Source organism: Bacillus cereus group sp. BfR-BA-01380 (assembly GCF_022663535.1).
Taxonomy (GTDB): domain Bacteria; phylum Bacillota; class Bacilli; order Bacillales; family Bacillaceae_G; genus Bacillus_A; species Bacillus_A cereus_BB.
This window is the reverse complement of the sequence record NZ_JAKUFS010000002.1, coordinates 270754-293331: the sequence shown is the minus strand read 5'-3', so window position 1 is coordinate 293331 and position 22578 is coordinate 270754. Positions and strand designations below refer to the sequence as shown.

The following is a 22578-nucleotide window of genomic DNA, read 5'->3' as shown; positions in this document are numbered from 1 at the left end:
GCTCGTTCAGAATGTGAGGGGGATGGAGCTTCTGACGTAGAGGTGTTTTTTACCTCTTAGGAAGAAGCGAAGCCACCGAACATTCTAGCCACTGAAGCTGGACAATGCTTTCGCTGAATTTTGAGGCGGGAGTATTACTGTCCGTTAATGCGGGATAAAATAAGAAGTTTCTCTTTTAACATGTACCTTATGACTTACAGATTGCCCTTCGCTAATAATTATATATTTAATACGTCTCAAAACCAATCTCTAAATTAAAATCTTAATTAGAATAGGTAATATTGAGTTTTGGGAATCTCTTAGCGTATAATATCCGCGTTTTGTCGGCAGGACCCCATGGCTATCAGGCTAACATTTTGAAGTACCCCCAAAACGAAAATTTCTTAAGTTGATGGGCATGTGATTTGCTCCCCTTCAATTAAAAACCTTGGATGCAACTTCTTAGAAAGCAGTAATGGATTTTGTTTTATCATTTCTTTTAAATCATGTACGGATTGTTGGAGCCAAGGTTCAATTCGAAAAAGCTCCCTTGCGAAATAACATTGATGGTATTCGTATAAAAAATTACAAATCGTTTCTTTCTCTAAATCCAGAAAAAATCTTTGAAATACCTTTTCATCTGTAGCCCGTAATCTTTCAATCCCTTCTTCTACATACGCTTCAACTGGAAACTCTGAACACCAGTCGATAAATCGAAACCACTCATCACTTTTCCTGTTCATTTCATGCAGTAATTCCTTTTCGTTTTCATTCATCATACTCAATAGATTTTCTGCCCACTGTAGTCGTTTCACATGATGCGCTGGATTAGATAAAACGTGTAAGCTCAATAGCATTTCGCGAAATGCTGAATAAACAACTTTGACATGCCGCTCAAACCAAGATGTAATGTGTACCATATGGTCCCCTCTCTTTGATTCGGTATCTATCGAATCAGTTTTATAATTTTGCAAAATTATTCAGTATATTAGCAGTATAGGAATAAATCGTCAATCGAAAATTAGGAATATTTTTATTTTACAAACAAAAAAGACTTTAGCTTTTGCTAAAATCTTATCCGGTAATTTTTTTATGATTTAAAAACACATGGGAATTTCTCTTCATTTTTGTATGTATTTATGATTTTTTACTAGATAATCAACACGCCTGGGTCATTCCTTTTTCAGATTGGTTTATTCTTACTATTCTTGTCCTTCAAGTAAAAACTGATAATCATATACTATATAATTAAACACATTTACAAATCCTAAACTCTCTGCAATTGCAATTGAAGGCGTGTTCACTTCCATACAATCCCAATAAGGAGTTTTCCCATTTGCGAAACAATCCTGTACAAATGCATGCGCAACTTTCTGAGCTAATTTTTTTCCACGATGTTCTTCCGTTGTTTCAATGGCTACTGCATGTGTATTTTCACTAACAAATCCTGAAAAACAAATACTTACTATTTCATTCTTATACATAAGCCCATACCCAATTCCTTTTTCAAAGAAAGATTCCATAGAATTCCAAAATAATGAAAGCTGCGATACAAAAAATGAATTTTCATATAAACGATTGGCAATTACGCTTTCTTCTGTTATTTTCAATAATGTATATCCCTCATCAATTTTCGATTCATTTTGAATCTGGTACTGATTTTCATATAATTTGTATACTTTCTGATTGGATTCCTCATATGAATAGCCACTCAATATCTTTCTAATCGTATGATCCCAATCTATTCCATAGCCAAATCCTTCAAACCAATGAAGCCCTAATTCAATTGCTTCTTTTGCAATTTTTCCATTTAAAAACTGCTTTATTTCAAAATTAAACGATTCATTATTCGGATTACCAATAAATGTAAAGCCATCCAAATTACCAAGCCATACTAGACCTGACTGCGGAAACGCCACATGATCAACAAACACACGCCCTAGATTATTCCCTTCAATAATAGCTTGTACCTCAAGGTGTCTCTCTTCCTGTAATAGATGCTTACAACGAATAAATTGCTGCTGTTCTAATTCATATATCACGCAATCCCCTTCTTTCATTGAGTATAAAATTATTTCAAATATATTAGCTGTACTTTTGCAATCTAAATATCAAAACCACTTTCTATCTTCTGAATTGGACCAATAAACTCCTTCTTCCTTACCTAAAATATGGTAAAATCAAACATATTACTATAAATATACAAAATTATACTGGAGGCTATCTTATGAAAATATTATCAATTATTCCTAGAATATATGTTTCTAAATTAGATCCTCACCTCGACTTTTACAAATCATTACTCGATGAAGAAACTCAAAATGTGTTTTCTATCGGAAATATCGATGTTGCGAGATTTCAAAACTTATTATTATTAGCTGGTACTAATAATAATCTTGCTCACAATATTACAGCGACAATTGTAGTTGATTCTATTACAGAAGCTAAAGATTTTATCCAACGTGAAGGCGCGGAAATATTAGTTGGACCTTCATTCGTTCCTAGTGGTATGAAAATGATCGCGCAGCATCCTGATGACAATTCGTTTGAGTATATAGAACTTAATCAAGAATAAGTAATCTATATTTATATTGAAATAAATTTTAAAGACCTTGTTTTTTAATCATGCAAAAAAGCAAACCTGTGTGAACAGATTTGCTTTTTCTACATTATTTTTGATTAAATCCCTTTTTAACCAAAAACTCTTTCATATGCAATCGCTTTTCCTGTGACATAAACTTGCTCATTGATCCTGTCCACGTTATATCCTTTTGATTTGTCAATCTTTCCTTATAATATTCATTGGTCGTATGATCATATTCATCTAGCAGTTCGTTATATTTGTTCTCATCATATGTGTTTTCATGTAGAATAGCTCCAACTGGTAAGCGAGGTTTCACGCCATGTTTTTCATCTGGTACACCAACTGTCATTCCAAAGACTGGGTACACGTTATCTGGCAAATGTAGTAATTCACTTACTTGTTCTGGGTTATTACGAATTCCCCCAATATAACAAATACCATATCCGAGAGATTCAGCGGCAAGCGCTAAATTTTGAGCAAAGAGAGACACATCTACCGTTGCCACAATGAAATTTTCTGTAGTATCAGATTTAATTTCTGTTCCATGCTTCTCGCATGCAACTTCTAACCGCTTTAAATCTGCACAGCAAACAAAGAATGCCGCGCAACTTTTCACATGGCGATTTCCAGATAGCTCTGCTAATTGCTCTTTCAAAGCTTCATCTGTTACATATACAACTGAATAGGCTTGCACAAAATGTGATGATGCTGCATGCTGTGCTGCTCCAATCATTCTTTCGATTATATTCTTTGGAATTGGCTCTTTCTTATATTTTCGTACTGATACGTGTTGTTCCATTGTATGTATCATTTCATTCATCATATCCTACCCCCTATAGTCTGAATACTCCATAATTATCACATTTTTTGTATATAGACAAACGATATGCTTAAAACAAAACGATACATGAAAAAGAACCATCGTAATTGATTGGTCCTTTCCTACATATTAGACCTCTTTCAATACCTTTAATCGTACTCCAAACGAAGTAATAAAGTGAAACTTCCGTCAATGGGGTTTTCTTCATCCCCCACTGACGGAAAGCTCTCACCAATCGGGCTTTTACGGGCAGTTATCCCCCACCTATCTTCTTTAGAAAAGCGGAAGCGGCTCGCTCAGAATCGCAGGACGCCCACGCCCCTGACAGAGAGGTGCTTTTTGCCTCGTCCGAGGGGACGAAACGACCGGAGATTCTAGCCGCTAGAGCTGGACAACGCTTCTCTCTGAATCTTGAGGTGGGGGTCTTACTGCCCACAAATAGCGGGATAAGTTCCTACCCGTGCAAAGAAAATGCTAAAATAACATAATGCAGAATACAGCATGATCTGCACTCTCCTTTTGTTTTAAACCTTGCATGTGGCAGAAAAAGGCCCTGACCGCTTCTATACATGGCCAGATGCTCTCGCCCGCCTAAAAAGAAAGAGGGTTTTTATGTCTATTTTTTAATTTGTATTTTTATAGAAACTATCGCTTTACCTTTCAGCTGAATTACAATTTCGTAAGATTTCTCATTATATTTGATTCATAAGCCAATACTTCGTAATTGCTACGTACTCTCTAAGATTAGATTGAATGATGATCGGCTTTGGTGTTCTTGCAGACAATCCCTCTAGTTGCAATCCCTGTTTTTCGGCAATTTTTTTTGCGCGGTACATATGAAAATCATTCGTTACAATGATTCCTTTCTTCTTATTTGTTGGAATAAGAAGTTTTGAGAATTTTATGTTCTCATCTGTATTCGAAGAACGATCTTCCATTGTAATTCGTTCTTCTTGAATTCCCTGCGCTACCAATCCGCATTTCATCGCCAAAGCTTCGGAAATATCCTCTTTTTTTCCTTTACCACCAGACACAATAACAGTTGTTTGTGGATGTGTTTTTAAATATTCTGCTGCTTTATCAATACGATATTGCAAAGCATAAGAAGGTTCTGTTCCTTTCACACGAGCACCAAGTACAATCATATACTCTGCATCATCTGGTGCTTTCATGTGACCATGCTTGTAAATAATATATTGTAAAGTACTTATATAAACTGCTGCAATGATAAAGAAAATAAAACAATACTTTTTGAATCTCTTTCTTTTTAACATCCTTATACATTCTCCTATTTCCCCATTTTTTTCATCATAATATTCTTCCAATTACTTGTATAGCTTTATTTTCCAATTGAAGATAGTTTACCCTTTAAAAGTAATATTTGTACGAATCCCTATATAACAAGAAAAAATCCCCTTAACACGGTAAGGGGACTTCATCATTATATATGTTTTTCTTCCAACACCCGTATAGAAACTGGATGTGAAAAATGATTCATCACAAATACAGCACACGCTGTTAATAGTTCCGCAACAGGCATTACAAGCCATATTCCATTTACACCAAATAATTTTGGCATCATCCACAGAAGAGGGATGATCAGCAACAATCCGCGACTTAAAATAATAAAAACAGATTTTTTTGTTTGTCTTACGGATTGAAAATATTCCCCGTATACGATGTTATAACCTAAAAATACGTATTGCGTGAAGAATAAACTAATTCCTATTACCGTCATACTTAATAATTCTTCAGATTGAACGTCAAATAGACCGATAAGGTATTTCCCAAAGAATAAACCAATAAGTGTTGCAATAACACCGAGTACAACAGCTGTTTTAACTGCAATCTGTAACCCTTGTTTCAATCTTTCTGTTAAGTTTGCACCATAATGGAAGCTTGCGATAGGTTGCAGTGCTGCCCCAACGCCAAAAAATAAAAGTAACGTCATAGCATGAATACTGTTTACCATAGCATACGATGCAACGCCTTGTTCACCAGCATATTGAATAAAAGTGATATTAAATCCAATCGTTACAATCGCTACTGTAACCTCTGTCGTGAAACTCGGAAAACCAATGATCATAATTTGCTTTACAGTTTCCCATTCTAAATTGAGTTTCGTCCATTTTAAAATACTATTTTTTCTAAAGAAATGACTCAGTAGCACAAGAAAACCAATTGCCGCAGATAAAATAGTAGCAGATGCTGATCCTGTCACACCCCAACCTAGTACAAAGATAAACATGTAATTAAATGCAATATTTAATACCGCTGTGACAATAAGACCTGCCATAGCTAAATTTGGATTTCCATCATTTCGTATAAATGTACTCAAAATATTTTCTAATACATATATCATTCCAAATGTGAATAATACATGTAGATAATCTAATGAATACGGTAAAATGACATCATTTGCGCCAAATAAGTATGCTATATCTTCTATTTTCCATAAACAAATAATCATTAACATACTAACAATCGCAACAGCTACTGTCATAGATTGTGTGAAAATAGAGCGCGCTCGCTCTATTTTATTTTCTCCTAAAGCGATTGAATACAATGTAGCTCCGCCCATCCCAATCCACAATGAGATGGAGAAAAAGATAGAAAACGCAGGTACGGCAACATTTACTCCGGCCAATCCATTTGCTCCCACACCACGGCTCACCATAACTGCATCAATCATAATATTTACTGACATCAGTACCATTCCAAGTACCGCTGGAATTAAATAAGAAATAAATAAACTTTTCATCGGTTTTTTTCTCAAATTCTCAGTTGTTTCCATTACAAAACTCTCCTTTACGACTCTCTGTTCACATTGTAAACCTTCAAGTTACTTTAAGGTCAAGAGAGAAGTAAAAAATATATTTTGTTATGAATGGTGTTTTTATTTTTTTCTCACCACAGGAATCTGGATTTCTGTCACTTGCTCCTCTTGATTACTCGTTACAGACCAATCAATTAAAGCTAGTTCAATTGCATCACCACATATTTCATACCCATCCTTTTCAATAGCTAGTAGCAGCCTCTTGTAAGTCTTTCCCGTTTCTTCGTATGGTCCATGATGATACGCACACGCATATATTCCCTCCTCAATTACATCAGAAGTAGTAATTTGAAATGGCATGTAATCAAGAAGAATAAATACACGATTGTATGCTTGAAAATCATGTTGTAATAATGCATCTTTTGCTACCGTAACACCTATATCACCTGAAAATAAACTATCATCTACTTGTTTCATATTTTTTTGAAGTGAATGAATATAATATTCAAACATATCATCTGTTACATTTGGAGTAATAGGAAGAGCTGTAATTTTCCGGTTTGGTAATTTTGTAAAAATGACTGCATGATCATCTGTTTGTACAGCTTCTTTCATTAAATGAATTTTATGCTTTATTTTTGCTAACGTATATTCAATTTCCCTTTGTTTTTTCAGTAACATCTCTTCTTGTTTCTCCAATAAATCCAGCGCAAATGCTGGTGTTCTTTCATCTATATATCGTTTAATTTCTTTTAGCGGAATATTTAGCTGTCGCAAAAACTTAATTGTATCCAACATGGAAAATTGATCGATTGTATAGTAGCGATAATTTGTTTGCGAATCAACAATTGCTGGATGAAAGATTCCCTTTTCATCATAGTACCGCAATGTCGATTCAGGAATATTATGCATTTTCGCCATTTCTCCAATTGTAAAACGTTGATTTAATAACATATTTATGTCTCCGTTCGTTTCAAATTAACTATTCTAATAAAGTGAAACTTCCATCAGTGGGTTTTTTTTCATCCCCCACTGATGGTTAGTTGAACCAATCAGGCTTTTACGGGCAGTTATCCCCCACCTATCTTCTTCGATTCTCTCTCAATCTTGAGGTGGGGGTCTTATTGCCCACGAATAGCGGGATATAAAGCGAGCCTTTATCATTTTAGCCCGCTTTCTCATATTCATCGAATGCGTTCCATTGCTGCTTTCACTGTTTCTACAATAAACGTAATTTCTTCACTAGAAATTACGAGCGGTGGTGCTAACGTTAAAATGTTATTATAACCGGCTGTCGTCATACCGTTGCGGCCAATAAGTAGACCTTTCTCTTTACAAGCATTCACCACACTTGCAATTTTCTCTCCATCAATTGGCTCTTTCGTTTCTTTCTCATTTACAAGTTCAATTCCAATAAGTAATCCCTTCCCGCGAATATCACCTACGTATGGATGGTTACCAATTGCTTCTTTTAATTGTTCTAATAGGAGAGATCCCATCTGAGCAGAACGATCAATCAACCCTTCGTTCTCCATAATTTCTAAATTTTTAAGTGCTAAGGCACAAGCAGCTGGATTTCCTCCAAATGTATTTATATGGCGGAAAAATTCGTATTCTCCAGCCCCTTGGAACGCCTCGTAAATTTCTTTTTTCACTGCCGTTGCGGACAATGGTAAATATCCACTTGTAATTCCCTTTGCCATCGTAATAATATCTGGTTTTACATCATAATGCATAAATCCAAATGGTTTTCCTGTACGTCCAAAACCACAAATGACCTCATCACTAATAAGAAGTGTACCATGCTTTTTACACGTTTCATGAACAGCTTTCATATAATCTTGCGGCGGCATTAAAATACCTCCGCCTGTAATAATTGGCTCCATAATAAATGCAGCGATCGTTTCACTCAGTTCCCATGACATTACGCGGTCAATTTCCTTTACGCATTCCACCTCGTAAATATTTTCTTCTTCAATTCTCGGCATGCGATAACAGTCTGGTGGTGTGACATGTAAAAATCCTGCTACTAACGGTTCATATTGATATTTCCGCTGCGCTTGACCTGTTGCTGCCATCGCCGCCATTGTATTTCCGTGATAACCGCGGTAACGTGCCATAAATTTAAATCGATGCGTCTCCCCTTTATATGCATAATATTGACGAGCAATTTTAAATGCCGTCTCATTAGCCTCTGATCCACTGTTAGAGAAGAAAATAACGTATTCTCCTCCAAGCCACTCATTTAATTTTTCTGCTAATTGAATTGCCGGCTCATGTGACTGTGACATCGGAAAATAAGAAAGCTTTTTCAGCTGCTCATGTGCAGCATCAGCTAGTTCTTTTCTTCCATAACCACTATTCACACACCAAAGGCCACTCATTCCATCTAAATAGCGCTTTCCTTCACTATCCTCCACCCAACAGCCCTCTGCCTTTGTTCCAATCATTGTACTGCTCGGACTATACGGACGCATTCCATGCCATACATATTTTTCATCTTTAGCTAATAATTCTCCAATTTGCCTCGTTTTCACTATATATTCCACCTTCCATTACAACTTTTTATTTCTATAGCTGCTCGGTGCCTCATAATAGTTGAAACTTTTCTCTCACTAAACTTTCATTCCACAAAAATAATATAAATCCTACTGTATGAACAAAAAAATCCACAGTAAAAAATGATAAAGTGAAACTTCCATCAGTGGGGGTTTTTTCATCCCCCACTGATGGAAAGCCCGCCCAATCGGGCTTTTACGGGCAGTAAGACCCCCACAAATAGCGGGATAAATTTAATTAAGACGACAAATACAAATAGAAGTGCCTTCCCTTAGACGGAAAGCACTTCTGTTTCTTAATGTGCTGAAATATCACTAATACCATGTCCTGTATTCGATTTTACAAGTATTTCATCAAACTTCGCTGCATCTTCTTTCTTACTTGAGAGAACCGTTCCTAAATATGCTGCTAAAAATCCGAGTGGAATAGAAATGATTCCTGGTGTTGTATATGGAAATAATGGATCCCCAACAAAAATCGCTTTTCCAGCCACTGGATTCCATACATTCGGGCTCATTGCAACGAGGAGAATTGCAGAAGTTAAGCCAACAATCATACCACAAATGGCACCCGTCGTATTAAAGCGCTTCCAGTATATCGTAAATAAAATAACTGGTAAGTTCGCACTTGCCGCAACAGCAAATGCAAGCGATACAAGGAATGCTACATTTAACGTTTGTGCAAATAGTGCTAAAATAATGGAAAATACTGCAACTCCAACTGAAGCGTAACGTGCCATTTTTACTTGTTCTTTTTCCGTTGCTTTTCCGCGGCGTAAAATTTCATTATAGAAATCATGAGCAAACGCCGATGCTGCTGTTAAAACTAGTCCGGCTACTACAGCTAAAATTGTCGCAAAGGCTACTGCTGAAACGAAAGCAAATAAAAGATTTCCACCTAACGCTTTTGCTAACATTGGCGCTGCCATATTACCAGCTGCATTCGCTTTCACAATTGCTTCATTCCCAACAAATGCTGCTGCACCAAATCCTAAGAAAATTGTCATAATATAAAAAGCTCCGATTAGCCACGTTGCATATACAACAGATTGACGGGCTGTTTTTGCATCACGTACTGTAAAGAAACGAACGAGAATATGCGGCAAACCCGCTGTACCAAGAACAAGTCCTAAATTTAACGAAATTGTATCTAAACCATCTTTATACTTTACACCAGGATTTAAAAATGCTTCTTTCAATGGTGTTGCTGTCTTCATTTGTGCAAACATTTCTGTAATACTAAAGTTAAACTTCGCAAACACAATAACAGAAATAATAAAAGTACCAGCCATTAATAATACTGCTTTAACAATTTGTACCCAACTCGTTGCTGTCATTCCCCCAAAAATAACATATACAGTCATTAATGTCCCAACAATGAGTACAGCCGTTGTGTATTCGATTCCTAATAATAATTTAATAAGTGCTCCTGCTCCGACTAACTGTGCAATCATATAAAAAATGGAAATTGTCATCGTATTAAGCGCTGCTACTCCGCGTACTTTTCTAGCATCAAAACGCGCTGCAATCATATCTGCTAACGTAAACTTCCCGAGGTTTCGAAGCGGCTCTGCAACAAGATATAATACAACTAAATAGGCAACAAGAAAACCAATGCTATAAAAAAATCCATCAAACCCTGTTAATGCTATTGCTCCGGCAATCCCAAGAAAAGAAGCAGCGGACATGTAATCGCCCGCAATTGCCAAACCGTTTTGCCATCCTGTTAACCCACCGCCTGCTGTATAAAAATCACTTGCATTTTTTGTTTTTTTCGATGCATAGTACGTAATGACAAGCGTTCCAAGAACAATGACTAAAAATAAAGTAAAAGCTGTCGTATTCAATATTTATCCCCTCTCTTTATCCAAGTTTTCAAGAATTTGATTCGATAACCGATCAAATGATTCTGCTTTTTTACTGTAGATCATACACAATGTCCATGTCATAACGAACTGAGCAAATGCAAATATCCACGCCCATGTAATATCACCAAACGCTGATGTATTGAGCACCTTTGAATACGATGTTAAAATAGGCAAAGCAATAAAAAAACTGAAAAAGAAAATGCTCATCGGTACAATAAATTTTTTCTTTGCTTGTAACAAGTTTTGAAATTCGGCAGACTTCACTACGTTTGAGTAATTGATTTCACCATTCAATTTACGCGCAGATGTTTCTTGTTTCATTTCATACCTACTCCTTTCTTTTCAATCCAAATCTCTAAAAGCTTTCTTTCATAATTCAAAACACTAAATTTTATAAATATTCAGAAACTTAAGTTTATTTTAGACAATCTATTTTTGTAAGCAAAGATTTTTCGATAGACAAATTCTGTCATTTTTCTCCAAATTTCTAATATATTTTATTAAAATAAAAAGCAGTGCTTATCGCACCGCTTTTTCACCTTCTAAATTACGAGCTGTTTCGCTCGTTTCGACATCTTTTACTTCTTTATATGTCTTAAACAGAAAATCGTAAAATAGATTCGATACTCCAAACCAATAATTCTCATTTTTATAATGATGGAGTGTATGCTGCTTCTTTAGCCACCTTCCGTACGGAGTTAATGGGCGGATTGGCCTGTGAGCAATGTAATGTTTCCATTCATATACTAATAGCATAAAGATCATTCCAATTCCAAATGATAATGTCAGCGTAACGTTAGAAGTAATACCATATACAATACATAAATAGATCGCAAATCCAGGAAGACTATACCACACAGGTAAAAACAGTAGCTTTAAATCATTCGGGTATACATGATGATCATAATGAAGACGTTTTAACATTTTTAATAAAAATGGATTCTTTGGCGGTTTTAAATGGAATAAAAAACGATGTGTTACATATTCGTTAATTGTATAAAAGATAATACCTGCAATAACTGCAATAGCTGCAATCCATGTAAACAATTTCATGTTCAAAAACACGATAAAAGCAATTAAAACTCCAATCATAATGACAATATCGTGCTGAAAAAAATACTCTTTTATTACCCGTTTCATCCCCATTCCCCTCTCTCTTTTAGAAAGCGGCCGTAACGCATTGTTATGGCCGCTTTTTTATTTCTATTCTATTCCCATTACAAATTTGCTTGTTCCCTCATTTGGATAGAAAATATTGCTCGCACTGAATATATTCTGTTTTGGAATAATATGTTCCACTGCAAAAACTGTCACTTCTCCTCGTTGTACTTCTCCAATAATCAACCCTAATATTTCATGATTTACAGCAAATGTCGGTTGTTTTGTTTGAAGCAATCGTTCAGCTACTTGAAGAACAGCCTCGTATAATGGATTTCTGTCTGTTACTTCTTTACGTATTTTTGCTGCTAATGTAATAATAATTTCCTTTTCATTTACTGTGGTTCGATACATAGAAATCTCCCCTTCAATCTTATATAAACAATGGTAATGCTTTATATGCAATATTTACATTCCATAAAATAATTGTACTTCCATTACACCAAACCCAAAAACAAGGTTTGACGAATCAAAAACCTGCCATGAAGGATTGATGAAGTCCACCTATCTCTTCCTACCTTTATATTCGATATTTGAATGTAAAATTCCTTGTTTTACACTTTAAAATCCACAATAAAAATACAAATATTCTAAATATTTTTTAATCTATAAACATATAAAAACTATCTGAATTGACACCTTTCATTTTTAATTTTTCAACATATGCGTCGCTGCTATGTAGAACAAAACATGACCTGCTCTCGCCCATCTAAAAAAACTTTTTATTGATTTCTTAATTGCTATTCATATAGTGTAAAAAATTATTTAAAAATACAAAAATAAAACCGCTTACTTGACTAAAATCTCCCATTACATGTATATTTAAGATATTATTTAGCAGAATATTCGAGAATATAACAATTTCAATTTTATGAATTTGTAAATATTTTAGGTATCATTCACTAAATGAGAAAGTAATTATATTTAGGGGGCATTGTAGCATGCAAGGTAAAGTAAAATGGTTTAATAGCGAAAAAGGTTTTGGATTTATCGAAATTGAAGGTGCTGACGATGTATTCGTACACTTCTCTGCAATTCAAGGGGAAGGCTACAAATCTTTAGAAGAAGGTCAAGAAGTTTCTTTCGAAATCGCTGAAGGAAATCGTGGACCTCAAGCTGCTAACGTAGTAAAACTTTAATTTGATACATGATAGGAGGTTATCTATTGATAACCTCCTTTATTATTCTTCTGTATATTTCTTTTCCACAGAGCAAAAACTATGTGAAATGAGAAAATAAGGAGGAGAAAACAATGGGTTCACCTGTAAACGATTTTGAAGAAGTAAAATTCCGCGTTGAAACTGCTCAAAAGATGGTTGGTTCTGCGACGATCACAATGGACCCTGAATCATTGCAGCACGCTACAAATGCCGTTGAATCCGCTCGTCAGCAGCTCGAAACAATGAAAGAAGTAGCAACAGATTTAGATGCACCATTTTTGTTGGATCAAGAAGAACAATTAGAAAGATGCGAGCATCAATTGCAAGAAGCAAAGAATTAAAAAAACATCCAGAGAAGTTTTTAACGGGTTCACTTTTGAGGTGCAAAACGATAAAAAATGTACCATTTTTCATCGTAAATCGCAATTAAATATCAAGCGAATTTTCAGTATAAATCACAACAAAGAGCTTAGAAAATTCCCCTAAGCTTTTTGTCTATTTTTACTTATATTTATCTTCATCTAAATACCAAATTTAATTAATGGAGTAACTAAATTTCTTGAATCATTTCCACTCTGTTTCCGAATGGGTCTCTGAACTCAAAACGTTCAAAGCCTGGGATTGGTACTCCTTCAATTATCTGAATGTTATTTTGCTCTAACACATTTCTCCAGTACGATATATCCTCTACTTGATAAGCTATATGGGCTTTTGTTTTTAATCGATCAACACCTTCTTCTGTACCTATATGTACATCTCTATCTCCGACTTTTAACCAAAATCCTCCGCGTCCCTTTAGTGATTCGGGCTTTTCTTTCTCAGGTAGACCAAGAATTCCACAATAAAATTTTTTCCCCTCTTCTTCAGCACCTTTTGGAATAGTTATCTGAGCGTGATGCAAACCAAGAATCATAAAATCCACTCCCATTATCAATTGAAATTTGAATTCTTCTATAGCCAAATAATTTTTTTAACACTTTCTAAATCCTCTTTCATTTTATATCGCCAAATACAATAAGTGAAATATTGATTAATTATAATATTTGATAAGTATTACTTATGACTCTTTGGATTTTCAAAAAATATTTTTTCCAGAATACAACACTTATCATCAGTCTATCTTTTCTTGATAAAGTGAAACTTTAATCAGTGGGGGTTTTCTTCATCCCCCACTGATTATCAGCCCTCACCAATCGGGCTTTTACGGGCAGTTTATCTCCCGCCTAACTTCTTAAGAAAGGCGGAAGCGGCTCGCTCAGAATCGCAGGACGTTGGAGCACCCGACAGAGAGGCGCTTTTTGCCTCGTCCAAGGGAGCGAAACGACCGGAGATTCTAGCCACTGAAGCTGGACAATGTTTTCGCTGAATTTTGAGGCGGGAGTATTACTGCCCACAAATAGCGGGATAAAAAGTCGCCCCTTCAAAAGGCGGCTATTGTAATTGTTTTCCATACTCTTGTAACTTTTCTCCTATCGTACATTGCCGAATACAAAAGGAGTGAGCATAATATTTACTATGTTCTTTTCGAAAATGCTTTTGCAAAAAGCAACCATCGCAATATGTTTCTAATAAATCATTCACCTCAGTAATCAGTTGCTTACGATTCACTCCTTCTACACTCCTATTCGGTTATTTCTTTATGACTATCAATGTTCGTTCTTTCCAGTGCTTGTGTTGCTAATTGATGAGCTTCTTTATTTTGTTTCCTAGAAACCGGTTCACATACTAGTTTTATTTTCATCTGTTTTGCTTTTTGTTCAATCTGGTCTAAGTAATGAATTAAATGCTCCTCATAACATGGCCATTCACCCGCTAATTGTTGGAGAACTACTTGAGAATCACCATGCAGTATAACCGATTCATATTTAACCCCTAGCTCTTCTAATATGTTCATTCCATATAATAACGCTGCATATTCCGCTTCATTATTATCATCAATTCCTTCTATGTAAGCATTGCGGCGAATTCGATACAATTTTCCCTGTTTCTTATAATAAATACTTACCCCTACACCTGCTTCTTTTGTGTCAATATCATACCCTCCATCAAAATAAAGCGTAAGATCTTGCACTTCTTCTTCAACTTGTTTACTTAATTTCTTAACTTCTTTTAACGTCCATTCTACTCCCATCTCATCCTGAAATAACAATTCCTTCGCTCTCCCTGTTTTTTCAAAATCCGTTGCGAATTGTATTGCCTCTTCTAAACGAAGGAAATCTGTTTCCAAACTAGTCTCTAAACCATCTTTTGTTCGATATAACCAAGTAATTTTATATTTCATTTTGCTCCCCCCTTTTATATACAAAACCCATACACGTTCATACGAAATATTACACTTTCATTTTATCCTATTTTGTCTATCAGGACAGTATTCTATTCGAAATCCATAACGATCTCCGATATGAATTTATCTCTTTAAATCCCTCTTTTTTAGGCGGACATTACAAAAGGATGGTCATACACTATCCTTTTCTTTTTATGGAACGTATAATAAAAACATGAAAGATTTAGGAGGTTTATTCATGACAGCAACGATTCAAAACGAAAAAATGATCGTGTCCATTTCTGAAAAAGGTGCAGAACTGCAAAGCGTTCGTTTAAAAGAAGATCATACAGAATATATATGGCAAGGAGACTCAAAGTATTGGGGACGACGCGCTCCTATTTTATTCCCAATCGTGGGGAGATTAGTAGACAATACATATTATGTTAATGGTAAACCATATTCATTAACACAACATGGCTTTGCTCGTGATTTAACATTTACAATAAAAGAACAAAGTGAATCAAAAATTACATACGCAGTAACAAGTAATGAAGAAACTTTACAAAACTATCCGTTTGCATTTGAATTACTTGTTTCTTATGAATTAAATGAAACATCTGTATACGTAACATACGAAGTAATCAATTCTAATTCGAAAGAAATGTATTTTTCAATTGGAGGACACCCTGCTTTTAATTGTCCCTTATTACCAAATGAATCTTTCACAGACTACTACTTATCTTTCAGCACTCCAGAGCGCTTAGAAGCAAGTGTACTAGAAGGACCATTTCTTTCTAAAAATAAACTCGTAGTAGCCGAAGAAGCAACAAAGCTTCCACTTACATACGATTTATTTAAAAACGATGCACTTATATTTGAGAATATGAACAAAAATGAAATTACCATCCGTTCTCACAATCATAATAAGTTTGTCAAAGTATCATTTGCAGGATTCCCATTTGTCGGTGTATGGACACAAGGAAACGGTGCACCGTTCCTCTGTATTGAACCCTGGTATGGCATCGCCGATGAATTAGAACCCGCAAAAGACTTTAAAGAGAAAAAAGGAATTCAAATGTTAAAAGCGAATGAAACATTTACATGCTGCTATAGTATTACAATCGGTTAATTGGAGGGTTTCAGTTTGATTGAAGTGTACATTGATGGTGCATCAAAAGGAAACCCTGGCCCTTCCGGCGCTGGGGTTTTTATTAAAGGGGTTCAACCTCCTGTACAGCTCGCTGTCCCACTTGGGATTATGAGCAACCATGAAGCAGAGTATCATGCATTACTTGCTGCATTAAAATATTGCACCGAACATAATTATAAAATTGTATCGTTTCGAACAGATTCACAGCTTGTAGAACGAGCGCTTGAAAAACAATATGTAAAAAACCCATTATATGTACCACTTTTAGATGAGGCACTAAAAATGATCCAGCAATTTGATCTCTTTTTTATAAAGTGGATTCCAAGCAGCCAAAATAAAGCAGCCGATGAGTTAGCACGAAAAGCTATACAAAAAAATGAACGGAGGTAGTGTATTGAAAAAAGAGTGGATTGCTCCTCTCGCTTTATTGTTTGTTGCTTTCATTTGGGGAGCTACGTTTGTTGTCGTTCAAAATGCCATGTCATTTGTCGGGCCATTTTCTTTTAATGGTGTACGTTTTTTATTAGCCGGCATAATTTTATCCATGATTCAGCTCATTTCTATAAAAAAAATACCCATTAAACGCGCAGGATTTAGTAGCGGTGCTGGTATGATAGTAGGATTCTTTTTGTTTGTTGGGTATTTACTACAAACGTTTGGTTTATTATATACAACCTCTTCTAAAGCAGGATTTTTAACAGGGCTCAGCATTGTCATGGTACCCATTTTATCGTTTATCTTTTTAAAACAAAAAGCGAATCTATTTATCGTACTCGGAATTACAGCAGCTACAATCGGATTATTTTTATTAACAGCTGGAGACGCTTTTCAATTCAATACGGGAGATTTTCTTATCTTAGGTTGTGCTGTAGCATTTGCTGCTCACATCCTTGTAAATGGATTCTTTTCAAAAAAGATATCTCCGTTATTATTAAGTACTACACAAATATTAGCAGTAGGACTCTTCTCTTCTATTTGCGCTTTTCTGTTTGAAGATTGGGAGAAATTATTTTCGATGTCATTATGGACAAATCGCTCATTTTTATTTGCACTATTGCTAACATCACTTTTTGCCACTTCCCTTGCATTTTTTATTCAAACAACAGCGCAAAAATACACATCTCCTACCCGCGTTGCTATTATTTTTGCAATGGAACCCGTCTTTGCAGCAATAACAGGTGTTCTTGTTGCAAATGAGCAATTATCGATATCAGCTATCATTGGATGTATTTGCATTTTCTTAGGAATGATCTTTGTAGAACTACCAAATAAACGAAAAAAAGAAGTGCAGGCTGCATGAAGTTATGATTGTAACTTCTGCAAAAAAGCCATCGCGCTTTTTTTATCGGTAATTTCCTCTTCTTTTAATCGTTAAAATAAAGTGAAACTTCTTTCACGAATAGAAGTTCCACTTTATTTTTTAAGCACTCTTTACTCAATTACTCGCTGCTTTATATGATATATGTCTTTTTTCAATTTTTTCTTCAATTTCTCTTATATTTTCTTTATCATTCAATAATAATTGTTTATTTTCTATTAGTAACTGTTTAAAGGATTTTCTTATTTTTTTTCGCATCTTGATCTTCCTCCTTAATTATTACAAGCGAAACTTCCCTTAGTGAGAGTCCCTCGCCTATCTTCTTCGTTCTCTTTAAATCTTGAAACGGGTGATCACTGCTTGTTAATACGGGATACAAAATTTTATTTATATAAAAGATAAATAATTATCTGTATTGTATAATAATAAAAGATTCGTGTGAAATCCATTTGAAATTCAAATGAAAACTACGTATATTTTTACATAAGTTAGTATATATATCGTTCTACTAGTCAACTACCCACCACTTAAACGCTGGGCTTTTGCCCGTCACGCGCTTGAAGATGGGGACTTCTTTCGGAAATACGTTAAAACATAACTTTGCCAGCAGCTTGTTCACTATTCTTACTATCATTTTAAAGAAGTTAAATATTGCAGAAACCAGATATATAAATCCTTTTTATTTTTTCGACATCTAAGTCGCTGCTATGCAGAATACAACATGACCGCTACTTGTTTTCTCCCTTTGTTTTAAGCCTCGCATATGGCAGGAAAAGGCCCTGACCGCTTCTATGCATGGCCAGATGCTCTCGTCTCCCCCCAAAAAAAGGTTTTTTATGTCTTTTTATATAAATAATAACGCCCAATCAAACTCTTAATTTGATTGGGCGTTATCTATAGTCAAATATAAATCTTTTTCAAAAACCATTTTCTATAACATGTTTACAAACATTTCTGGTCTTCTCCAGTTCATTTGCTCACAAACGAATTGGATCTTTCCCTCATCAATTGTGTGAAAAGCTTCTTCTAATCGGCACGAAATTGGCACTTCACAATGAATTTGTGCAAGTTGTAGTGACATGTGCAAGTTGTCTAAGTCACTCTCAATTTTTGTACGCTGTGCTTTTGTTAATGATGTAATGTTTTCTAAGACACCTGCAACTGTTCCATGATCCTGTATAAGCTTATATGCTGTCTTTTCACCAATGCCTTTAACACCTGGATAGTTATCACTTGAATCACCCATAAATGCCTTTGCATGAACAATTTTCCACGGCTCTACGCCTTTTTCTTCCATAATTTTTTCAGGCGTGTAAAATTCATAGTTTCCAATTCCTTTTCGAAGAAGCATGACTGTAATTTTTGTATCAACTAGCTGTAGCAAATCTGTATCACCTGTTAAAATAAACACTTCTGCTTCATGTTGATACACTTTTGCTAATGTCCCGATACAGTCATCAGCTTCATATCCTTTCATACCAATAACCGGGATAGATAAATGTGCAGTCATTTCTTGCACTAAATCAAATTGTGGAATTAACTCTTCTGGCGGTGCTCCTCGATTCGCCTTATAGTTTGAAAACGCTTCTGTTCGAAATGTTGTACTCCCCATATCCCAGCACGTTACGATATGAGTCGGTTCAATTGTACTAGCTGCTGTTAATAAGTGCTTCATATAACCATGTATTCCGTTTGTTGGAATACCATCTTGTCTTTTCATAAATTGCCCATACACACTTGTTGCATAAAAGGCACGAAATAATAGTGCCATACCATCTACTAATAATACTTTTTTCATAATTCCTCTCCTAATGACAAAAAATAAAAACCTCACGTCATGACGCAAGGTTATATAATCAAATAATGATTGTAATTGTTATTATACAATGATTTGCTTTATTTAGCATCCATAAAGATTACTTACAACATTGATGTAATAATTCCACATACGTATTATTTCCAGTGGAAACAACAACTGCTTTTGCTGTTCCGCTAACAATGTGAGTACCTTGATAGCATAAATTTTCAAGATAAAGTGGATTATAATCTTTTATGCGTTTTAGCGGCATAAATCTTTTTTTCTCAATGTGATAGCAGCTTTCATACTTTTCTACAAGCATCTCTTTTCCCGTTAAAGGAGATTCATCAACTAATACATCTTTTGCGTAAATAATCCGGGCGTCAGCTGGTACAGTATCACCTGCAGAAAGACAAATCACATCTCCTGGGACCAATTCTTCTATTGGAATATTCATCATTTCAGAATCTGTATCTATCCCATTCACTTTATCATTTACTACTCTTAAAACAGCAACTGTTTTTGATGTTGTTACGTTCGTTTGATTCGCTTCCTTTTCGAACAGATTTACTTTTCCCATCAACTTCATCATAATATGAGTCAGCATAACTTTTTTATTCACATATCGTTCATTTTTCCCATATTGTACAATACGTCTTTTTGCCTCTTTAACAGAAAGGCCATTTCTTGTTGTTTTAAAATAAGCATACACAGATTTTACATCTCGAATCGCAACTTCCATCAGCATTTCATTATTCTGCTGTAAAATCTCTTGTACTTTTATCGTTTTTTTATGAGTTATATTATTTATAATTCCTTCTCGTTTGTTTACATATAACATCGTCCGTCTCCTCCCTCACACATGCAGGAAGAAACTCATTGTTTCTCAATTTATCCATTTACAGATATAGAGGGAGGAACAAGTCGTTTCCTACCTACATCACACATTCTATTTTCGAAATACCTGGGTAACGGAACCGAGTCCGAAGCTGACATTGCTCCTCACCTCCTCATATAATTATTTTTAGCTATGTATATTTAACATAAACCTGAATTAAAAAGACCTTTACCCGAGAGCGGGTAAAGGTCTGAACATACATAAATAAGCGATGTTTAGTTTCATACAACTACGTTTCAGTAGCCTATATTAAACACAATCGCACCTCTCCCTCGCCGAGCTTTAGCACTGTATAGCATAGGTTCTTAACCAGCTACATTAAAAAAGACCTTAATTCGATCATTCTTGTTGACCCATTGGCGTCTCTCGACATTTTTGGGCAGTAGCATTTCTCTATACAGGAGCCTCACCTAACAGAGACATATTTTATTACATATAAAATGTTACTCCTATTTAAAATAGATGTCAACACTTTGAATTCAAACTTTTCCTTATTACAACAAATATTTCCTAGAAAATGATTTAGGCCAGGAACTATTTCCTAAAGTAATGGACAGACTTATTGATTATGTATCAGAAGGATTAACGAATGAAAAATAAAAACCTTACGTATAAAACGTGAGGTTTTTAATATGTTAAACACCCAGCAATCACAATTCCGATAGAAATTGATAAAAACATAAGGAAAAGTCCGACGGCTTGGTTATCTTCTTCAATGCTTTGATTAATATTAAAACGCGGTGTGCACAATTCGGCTAAATAAAACACAACGATTTGTGCTAAAACTCCAATCGCTCCCCATAAAACCATATCCATTAGTGAAACAGAATGAGCAGCAGTAGAATACAAGACGACAGCAAGACCAAGAAGTCTTCCTCCAAGTGAGTAGCTTGCTGCTCGATTCCCTTTCGCCATTAGCGCAAATTCCTTTACTTTTGTTGTTACTTCCATAAGAAACAGACCAATACATAAAAGACCGAGCGAAACTGCTAAATAAAGTAAAAAGTTCATCATTTATAATCCTCCTTTTTAATCCCTACAGGTAAATAATAAGATTCATTCCCTGTAATTTTTTCACCAGCGCGTATACCAATACTACTTGGTTTCCCAGCAATTAAAAACGATCCAAACACATACGATAGCTCCTCGTTCCCTTTTTCAGTCTCAAGAGAAACAGCTGGAAGCTTTATGTATTTTTGAAACACAGGAAGTTCTTTTTTATACGTTTGATATGAATTTTGAATCACAATATTCGTGTCTTTGTCACGAATTGTAACCGTGTCACCTTCTCTACCGAACGAAGGTTTTTGCACAAAAGAACTTTCCCCTAAAAATAGATCTGGTTCTAAGTAAGTAGGAAGCATATATTCCTTAATCCATTGACGTTCCTCATTTGTATAAAAAGCGCCTATCTCAGCTAATCCCCAAATCAAGCATTGTATCGATTTCGGCTGAAGTAGAAAAGATGAAATAGGATTTATAATAAAGAGCTTTCCTTTGTTTACAAGTTGCAGTAACTCAATCCCTACAAAATCTCCAGTTTTAGGATCCCGGTCCTCAACTAAATCTTCAATTGGATATGTTTGACGATACAAAATATCAATTGGCACACCGTCTCTGTCGATCAAAGCATCTTCAGTAATTCTGAGTTCTGACATTGACATCATTTTGTTTTCAACCTGACATAGCTGACTCAAATACCTAGTAGTATTCCAATCTTCTATATGTTCATGATGGGCTGTGAAGACAACATTTGGCATTTCTATTCCTTTAGCAGCTTCCATTACAGCTTTTGTGATACCAGAAGACAGAAGACGTTCCTGATTCTCGTTTGGGTCATGATAATTTAATTCCTTGCATACTTTTCCATTCATTTGAAAGCATTCCACAATAAAAGTTGGGGTATCACTATTAAATTCCAGCATTTTGATAACACCATCTGTCACAGCAAAATCAAACCGTGAAATAACAGATTCAGGAAATAAGGATTTCATTCTAATAAAAGGTAGACTTGAAGATGGAAAACCAAGTTCAAGAAGCTGATCATCTGGCAAAGTCCGAAGAAGACTAGCAGTCTTAAAAAATACTTTTCCCATTCGTTCTGTTGCTAATTGCAAATGCCTAATCGTTTGTTCTGTTACTTCAAAAGCATGAAAAAGGCTATACTCACTCCCATATAAGTCAGACCAAAAGTGAGGGAACCTTGAATAAAATTGACTTCGTTCCTTTATGTAAAACGGCATGA

At 35.3% G+C, this 22578-nt stretch carries 25 protein-coding genes and 1 riboswitch; of the genes, 6 read left to right on the top strand and 19 right to left on the bottom strand.

The features are described from left to right. Window positions 1-383 precede the first annotated feature (383 nt). Together MR076_RS03345 and MR076_RS03340 are read right to left on the bottom strand one after the other, a co-directional pair. Window positions 384-899 carry a DUF5937 family protein gene (locus MR076_RS03345; protein ID WP_242217553.1) on the bottom strand — a complete coding sequence of 172 codons (516 nt, stop codon included), beginning with the start codon at window positions 897-899 and terminating at the stop codon, window positions 384-386. A 282-nt stretch (window positions 900-1181) separates the two neighbouring features. Further along, window positions 1182-2021 carry a GNAT family N-acetyltransferase gene (locus MR076_RS03340; protein ID WP_242217551.1) on the bottom strand — a complete coding sequence of 280 codons (840 nt, stop codon included), beginning with the start codon at window positions 2019-2021 and terminating at the stop codon, window positions 1182-1184. A gap of 185 nt (window positions 2022-2206) precedes the next feature. Between MR076_RS03340 and MR076_RS03335 the strand changes: the two genes are divergently transcribed. Next, window positions 2207-2554, top strand: a complete 348-nt coding sequence (locus tag MR076_RS03335) for a VOC family protein (protein ID WP_242217548.1) — start codon at window positions 2207-2209, stop codon at window positions 2552-2554. A gap of 94 nt (window positions 2555-2648) precedes the next feature. On the opposite strand, the gene nfsA is transcribed toward MR076_RS03335, so the two are convergent. From nfsA to MR076_RS03290, 9 genes are all read right to left on the bottom strand, one after another. Further along, window positions 2649-3383, bottom strand: coding sequence for an oxygen-insensitive NADPH nitroreductase (gene nfsA / locus MR076_RS03330; protein ID WP_242217577.1), 735 nt, complete (start codon window positions 3381-3383; stop codon window positions 2649-2651). A gap of 692 nt (window positions 3384-4075) precedes the next feature. Continuing rightward, a complete protein-coding gene (locus MR076_RS03325) occupies window positions 4076-4657 on the bottom strand; it encodes a YdcF family protein (protein ID WP_242217546.1) in 582 nt (193 codons plus the stop codon). A 167-nt stretch (window positions 4658-4824) separates the two neighbouring features. Next, window positions 4825-6177, bottom strand: a complete 1353-nt coding sequence (locus tag MR076_RS03320) for an MATE family efflux transporter (protein WP_242217544.1) — start codon at window positions 6175-6177, stop codon at window positions 4825-4827. A 102-nt stretch (window positions 6178-6279) separates the two neighbouring features. Further along, complete coding sequence (locus MR076_RS03315) at window positions 6280-7113, bottom strand: MerR family transcriptional regulator (protein WP_242217542.1); 834 nt, start codon at window positions 7111-7113, stop codon at window positions 6280-6282. A gap of 230 nt (window positions 7114-7343) precedes the next feature. After that, window positions 7344-8696, bottom strand: a complete 1353-nt coding sequence (locus MR076_RS03310) for an aspartate aminotransferase family protein (protein ID WP_242217540.1) — start codon at window positions 8694-8696, stop codon at window positions 7344-7346. A gap of 317 nt (window positions 8697-9013) precedes the next feature. After that, window positions 9014-10564 (bottom strand): solute symporter family protein, encoded by a 1551-nt coding sequence (locus MR076_RS03305; protein ID WP_242217537.1) that lies wholly within the window; start codon window positions 10562-10564, stop codon window positions 9014-9016. A 3-nt stretch (window positions 10565-10567) separates the two neighbouring features. Then, entirely contained in the window at window positions 10568-10906 is a 339-nt protein-coding gene (locus MR076_RS03300) for a DUF485 domain-containing protein (protein WP_242217535.1), read from the bottom strand. Between the two features lie 198 nt (window positions 10907-11104). Continuing rightward, a complete protein-coding gene (locus MR076_RS03295; protein WP_242217533.1) occupies window positions 11105-11725 on the bottom strand; it encodes a sterol desaturase family protein in 621 nt (206 codons plus the stop codon). 63 nt (window positions 11726-11788) lie between these two features. Then, window positions 11789-12097: a cytoplasmic protein gene (locus MR076_RS03290; protein WP_242217528.1), complete on the bottom strand. Its 309-nt coding sequence runs from the start codon at window positions 12095-12097 to the stop codon at window positions 11789-11791. Between the two features lie 587 nt (window positions 12098-12684). On the opposite strand from MR076_RS03290, the gene cspD reads away from it, so the two are divergent. Beyond that, window positions 12685-12882, top strand: coding sequence for a cold-shock protein CspD (cspD, locus tag MR076_RS03285; RefSeq protein WP_242217526.1), 198 nt, complete (start codon window positions 12685-12687; stop codon window positions 12880-12882). A 113-nt stretch (window positions 12883-12995) separates the two neighbouring features. Beyond that, window positions 12996-13244, top strand: a complete 249-nt coding sequence (locus MR076_RS03280) for a DUF2564 family protein (RefSeq protein WP_242217524.1) — start codon at window positions 12996-12998, stop codon at window positions 13242-13244. 209 nt (window positions 13245-13453) lie between these two features. Here the strand turns inward: MR076_RS03280 and MR076_RS03275 are convergent, their stop codons facing one another. From MR076_RS03275 to MR076_RS03265, 3 genes are all read right to left on the bottom strand, one after another. Next, window positions 13454-13816: a VOC family protein gene (locus tag MR076_RS03275; RefSeq protein WP_090912348.1), complete on the bottom strand. Its 363-nt coding sequence runs from the start codon at window positions 13814-13816 to the stop codon at window positions 13454-13456. Window positions 13817-14334: 518 nt separating this feature from the next. Continuing rightward, a complete protein-coding gene (locus tag MR076_RS03270) occupies window positions 14335-14511 on the bottom strand; it encodes a zinc-finger domain-containing protein (protein WP_090912350.1) in 177 nt (58 codons plus the stop codon). A 13-nt stretch (window positions 14512-14524) separates the two neighbouring features. After that, the gene (locus MR076_RS03265; RefSeq protein ID WP_242217521.1) at window positions 14525-15184 is read right to left on the bottom strand and encodes a ribonuclease H family protein; all 660 of its coding nucleotides are present in this window, start codon (window positions 15182-15184) and stop codon (window positions 14525-14527) included. 241 nt (window positions 15185-15425) lie between these two features. Here MR076_RS03265 and MR076_RS03260 point away from each other — a divergent pair, with 241 nt between their 5' ends. The 3 genes from MR076_RS03260 to MR076_RS03250 are packed head-to-tail and all read left to right on the top strand — an operon-like array spanning window position 15426 to window position 17619. Further along, window positions 15426-16298 (top strand): aldose 1-epimerase family protein, encoded by an 873-nt coding sequence (locus MR076_RS03260; protein WP_242217519.1) that lies wholly within the window; start codon window positions 15426-15428, stop codon window positions 16296-16298. A 15-nt stretch (window positions 16299-16313) separates the two neighbouring features. Next, entirely contained in the window at window positions 16314-16709 is a 396-nt protein-coding gene (locus tag MR076_RS03255; RefSeq protein ID WP_242217517.1) for a reverse transcriptase-like protein, read from the top strand. A gap of 4 nt (window positions 16710-16713) precedes the next feature. Next, window positions 16714-17619: a DMT family transporter gene (locus MR076_RS03250; protein ID WP_242217515.1), complete on the top strand. Its 906-nt coding sequence runs from the start codon at window positions 16714-16716 to the stop codon at window positions 17617-17619. Between the two features lie 135 nt (window positions 17620-17754). On the opposite strand, the gene MR076_RS03245 is transcribed toward MR076_RS03250, so the two are convergent. The 5 genes from MR076_RS03245 to MR076_RS03225 all read right to left on the bottom strand — a co-directional run bounded on the left by MR076_RS03245 (window position 17755) and on the right by MR076_RS03225 (window position 22576). Continuing rightward, a complete protein-coding gene (locus tag MR076_RS03245; RefSeq protein WP_242217514.1) occupies window positions 17755-17895 on the bottom strand; it encodes an FbpB family small basic protein in 141 nt (46 codons plus the stop codon). Between the two features lie 673 nt (window positions 17896-18568). Beyond that, complete coding sequence (locus MR076_RS03240) at window positions 18569-19435, bottom strand: 5'-3' exonuclease (protein WP_242217512.1); 867 nt, start codon at window positions 19433-19435, stop codon at window positions 18569-18571. 118 nt (window positions 19436-19553) lie between these two features. Continuing rightward, on the bottom strand, window positions 19554-20276 hold the full coding sequence (locus MR076_RS03235) for a P-type ATPase actuator domain-containing protein (protein WP_242217510.1): 723 nt from the start codon (window positions 20274-20276) through the stop codon (window positions 19554-19556). A 316-nt stretch (window positions 20277-20592) separates the two neighbouring features. Beyond that, a riboswitch (M-box (ykoK) riboswitch) is annotated at window positions 20593-20758 on the bottom strand. Between the two features lie 202 nt (window positions 20759-20960). Then, window positions 20961-21347, bottom strand: a complete 387-nt coding sequence (locus tag MR076_RS03230; protein WP_242217508.1) for a DUF350 domain-containing protein — start codon at window positions 21345-21347, stop codon at window positions 20961-20963. After that, window positions 21344-22576 (bottom strand): glutathionylspermidine synthase family protein, encoded by a 1233-nt coding sequence (locus MR076_RS03225; RefSeq protein WP_242217507.1) that lies wholly within the window; start codon window positions 22574-22576, stop codon window positions 21344-21346. The genes MR076_RS03230 and MR076_RS03225 overlap by 4 nt, the downstream gene beginning before the upstream one ends. Window positions 22577-22578 lie beyond the last annotated feature (2 nt).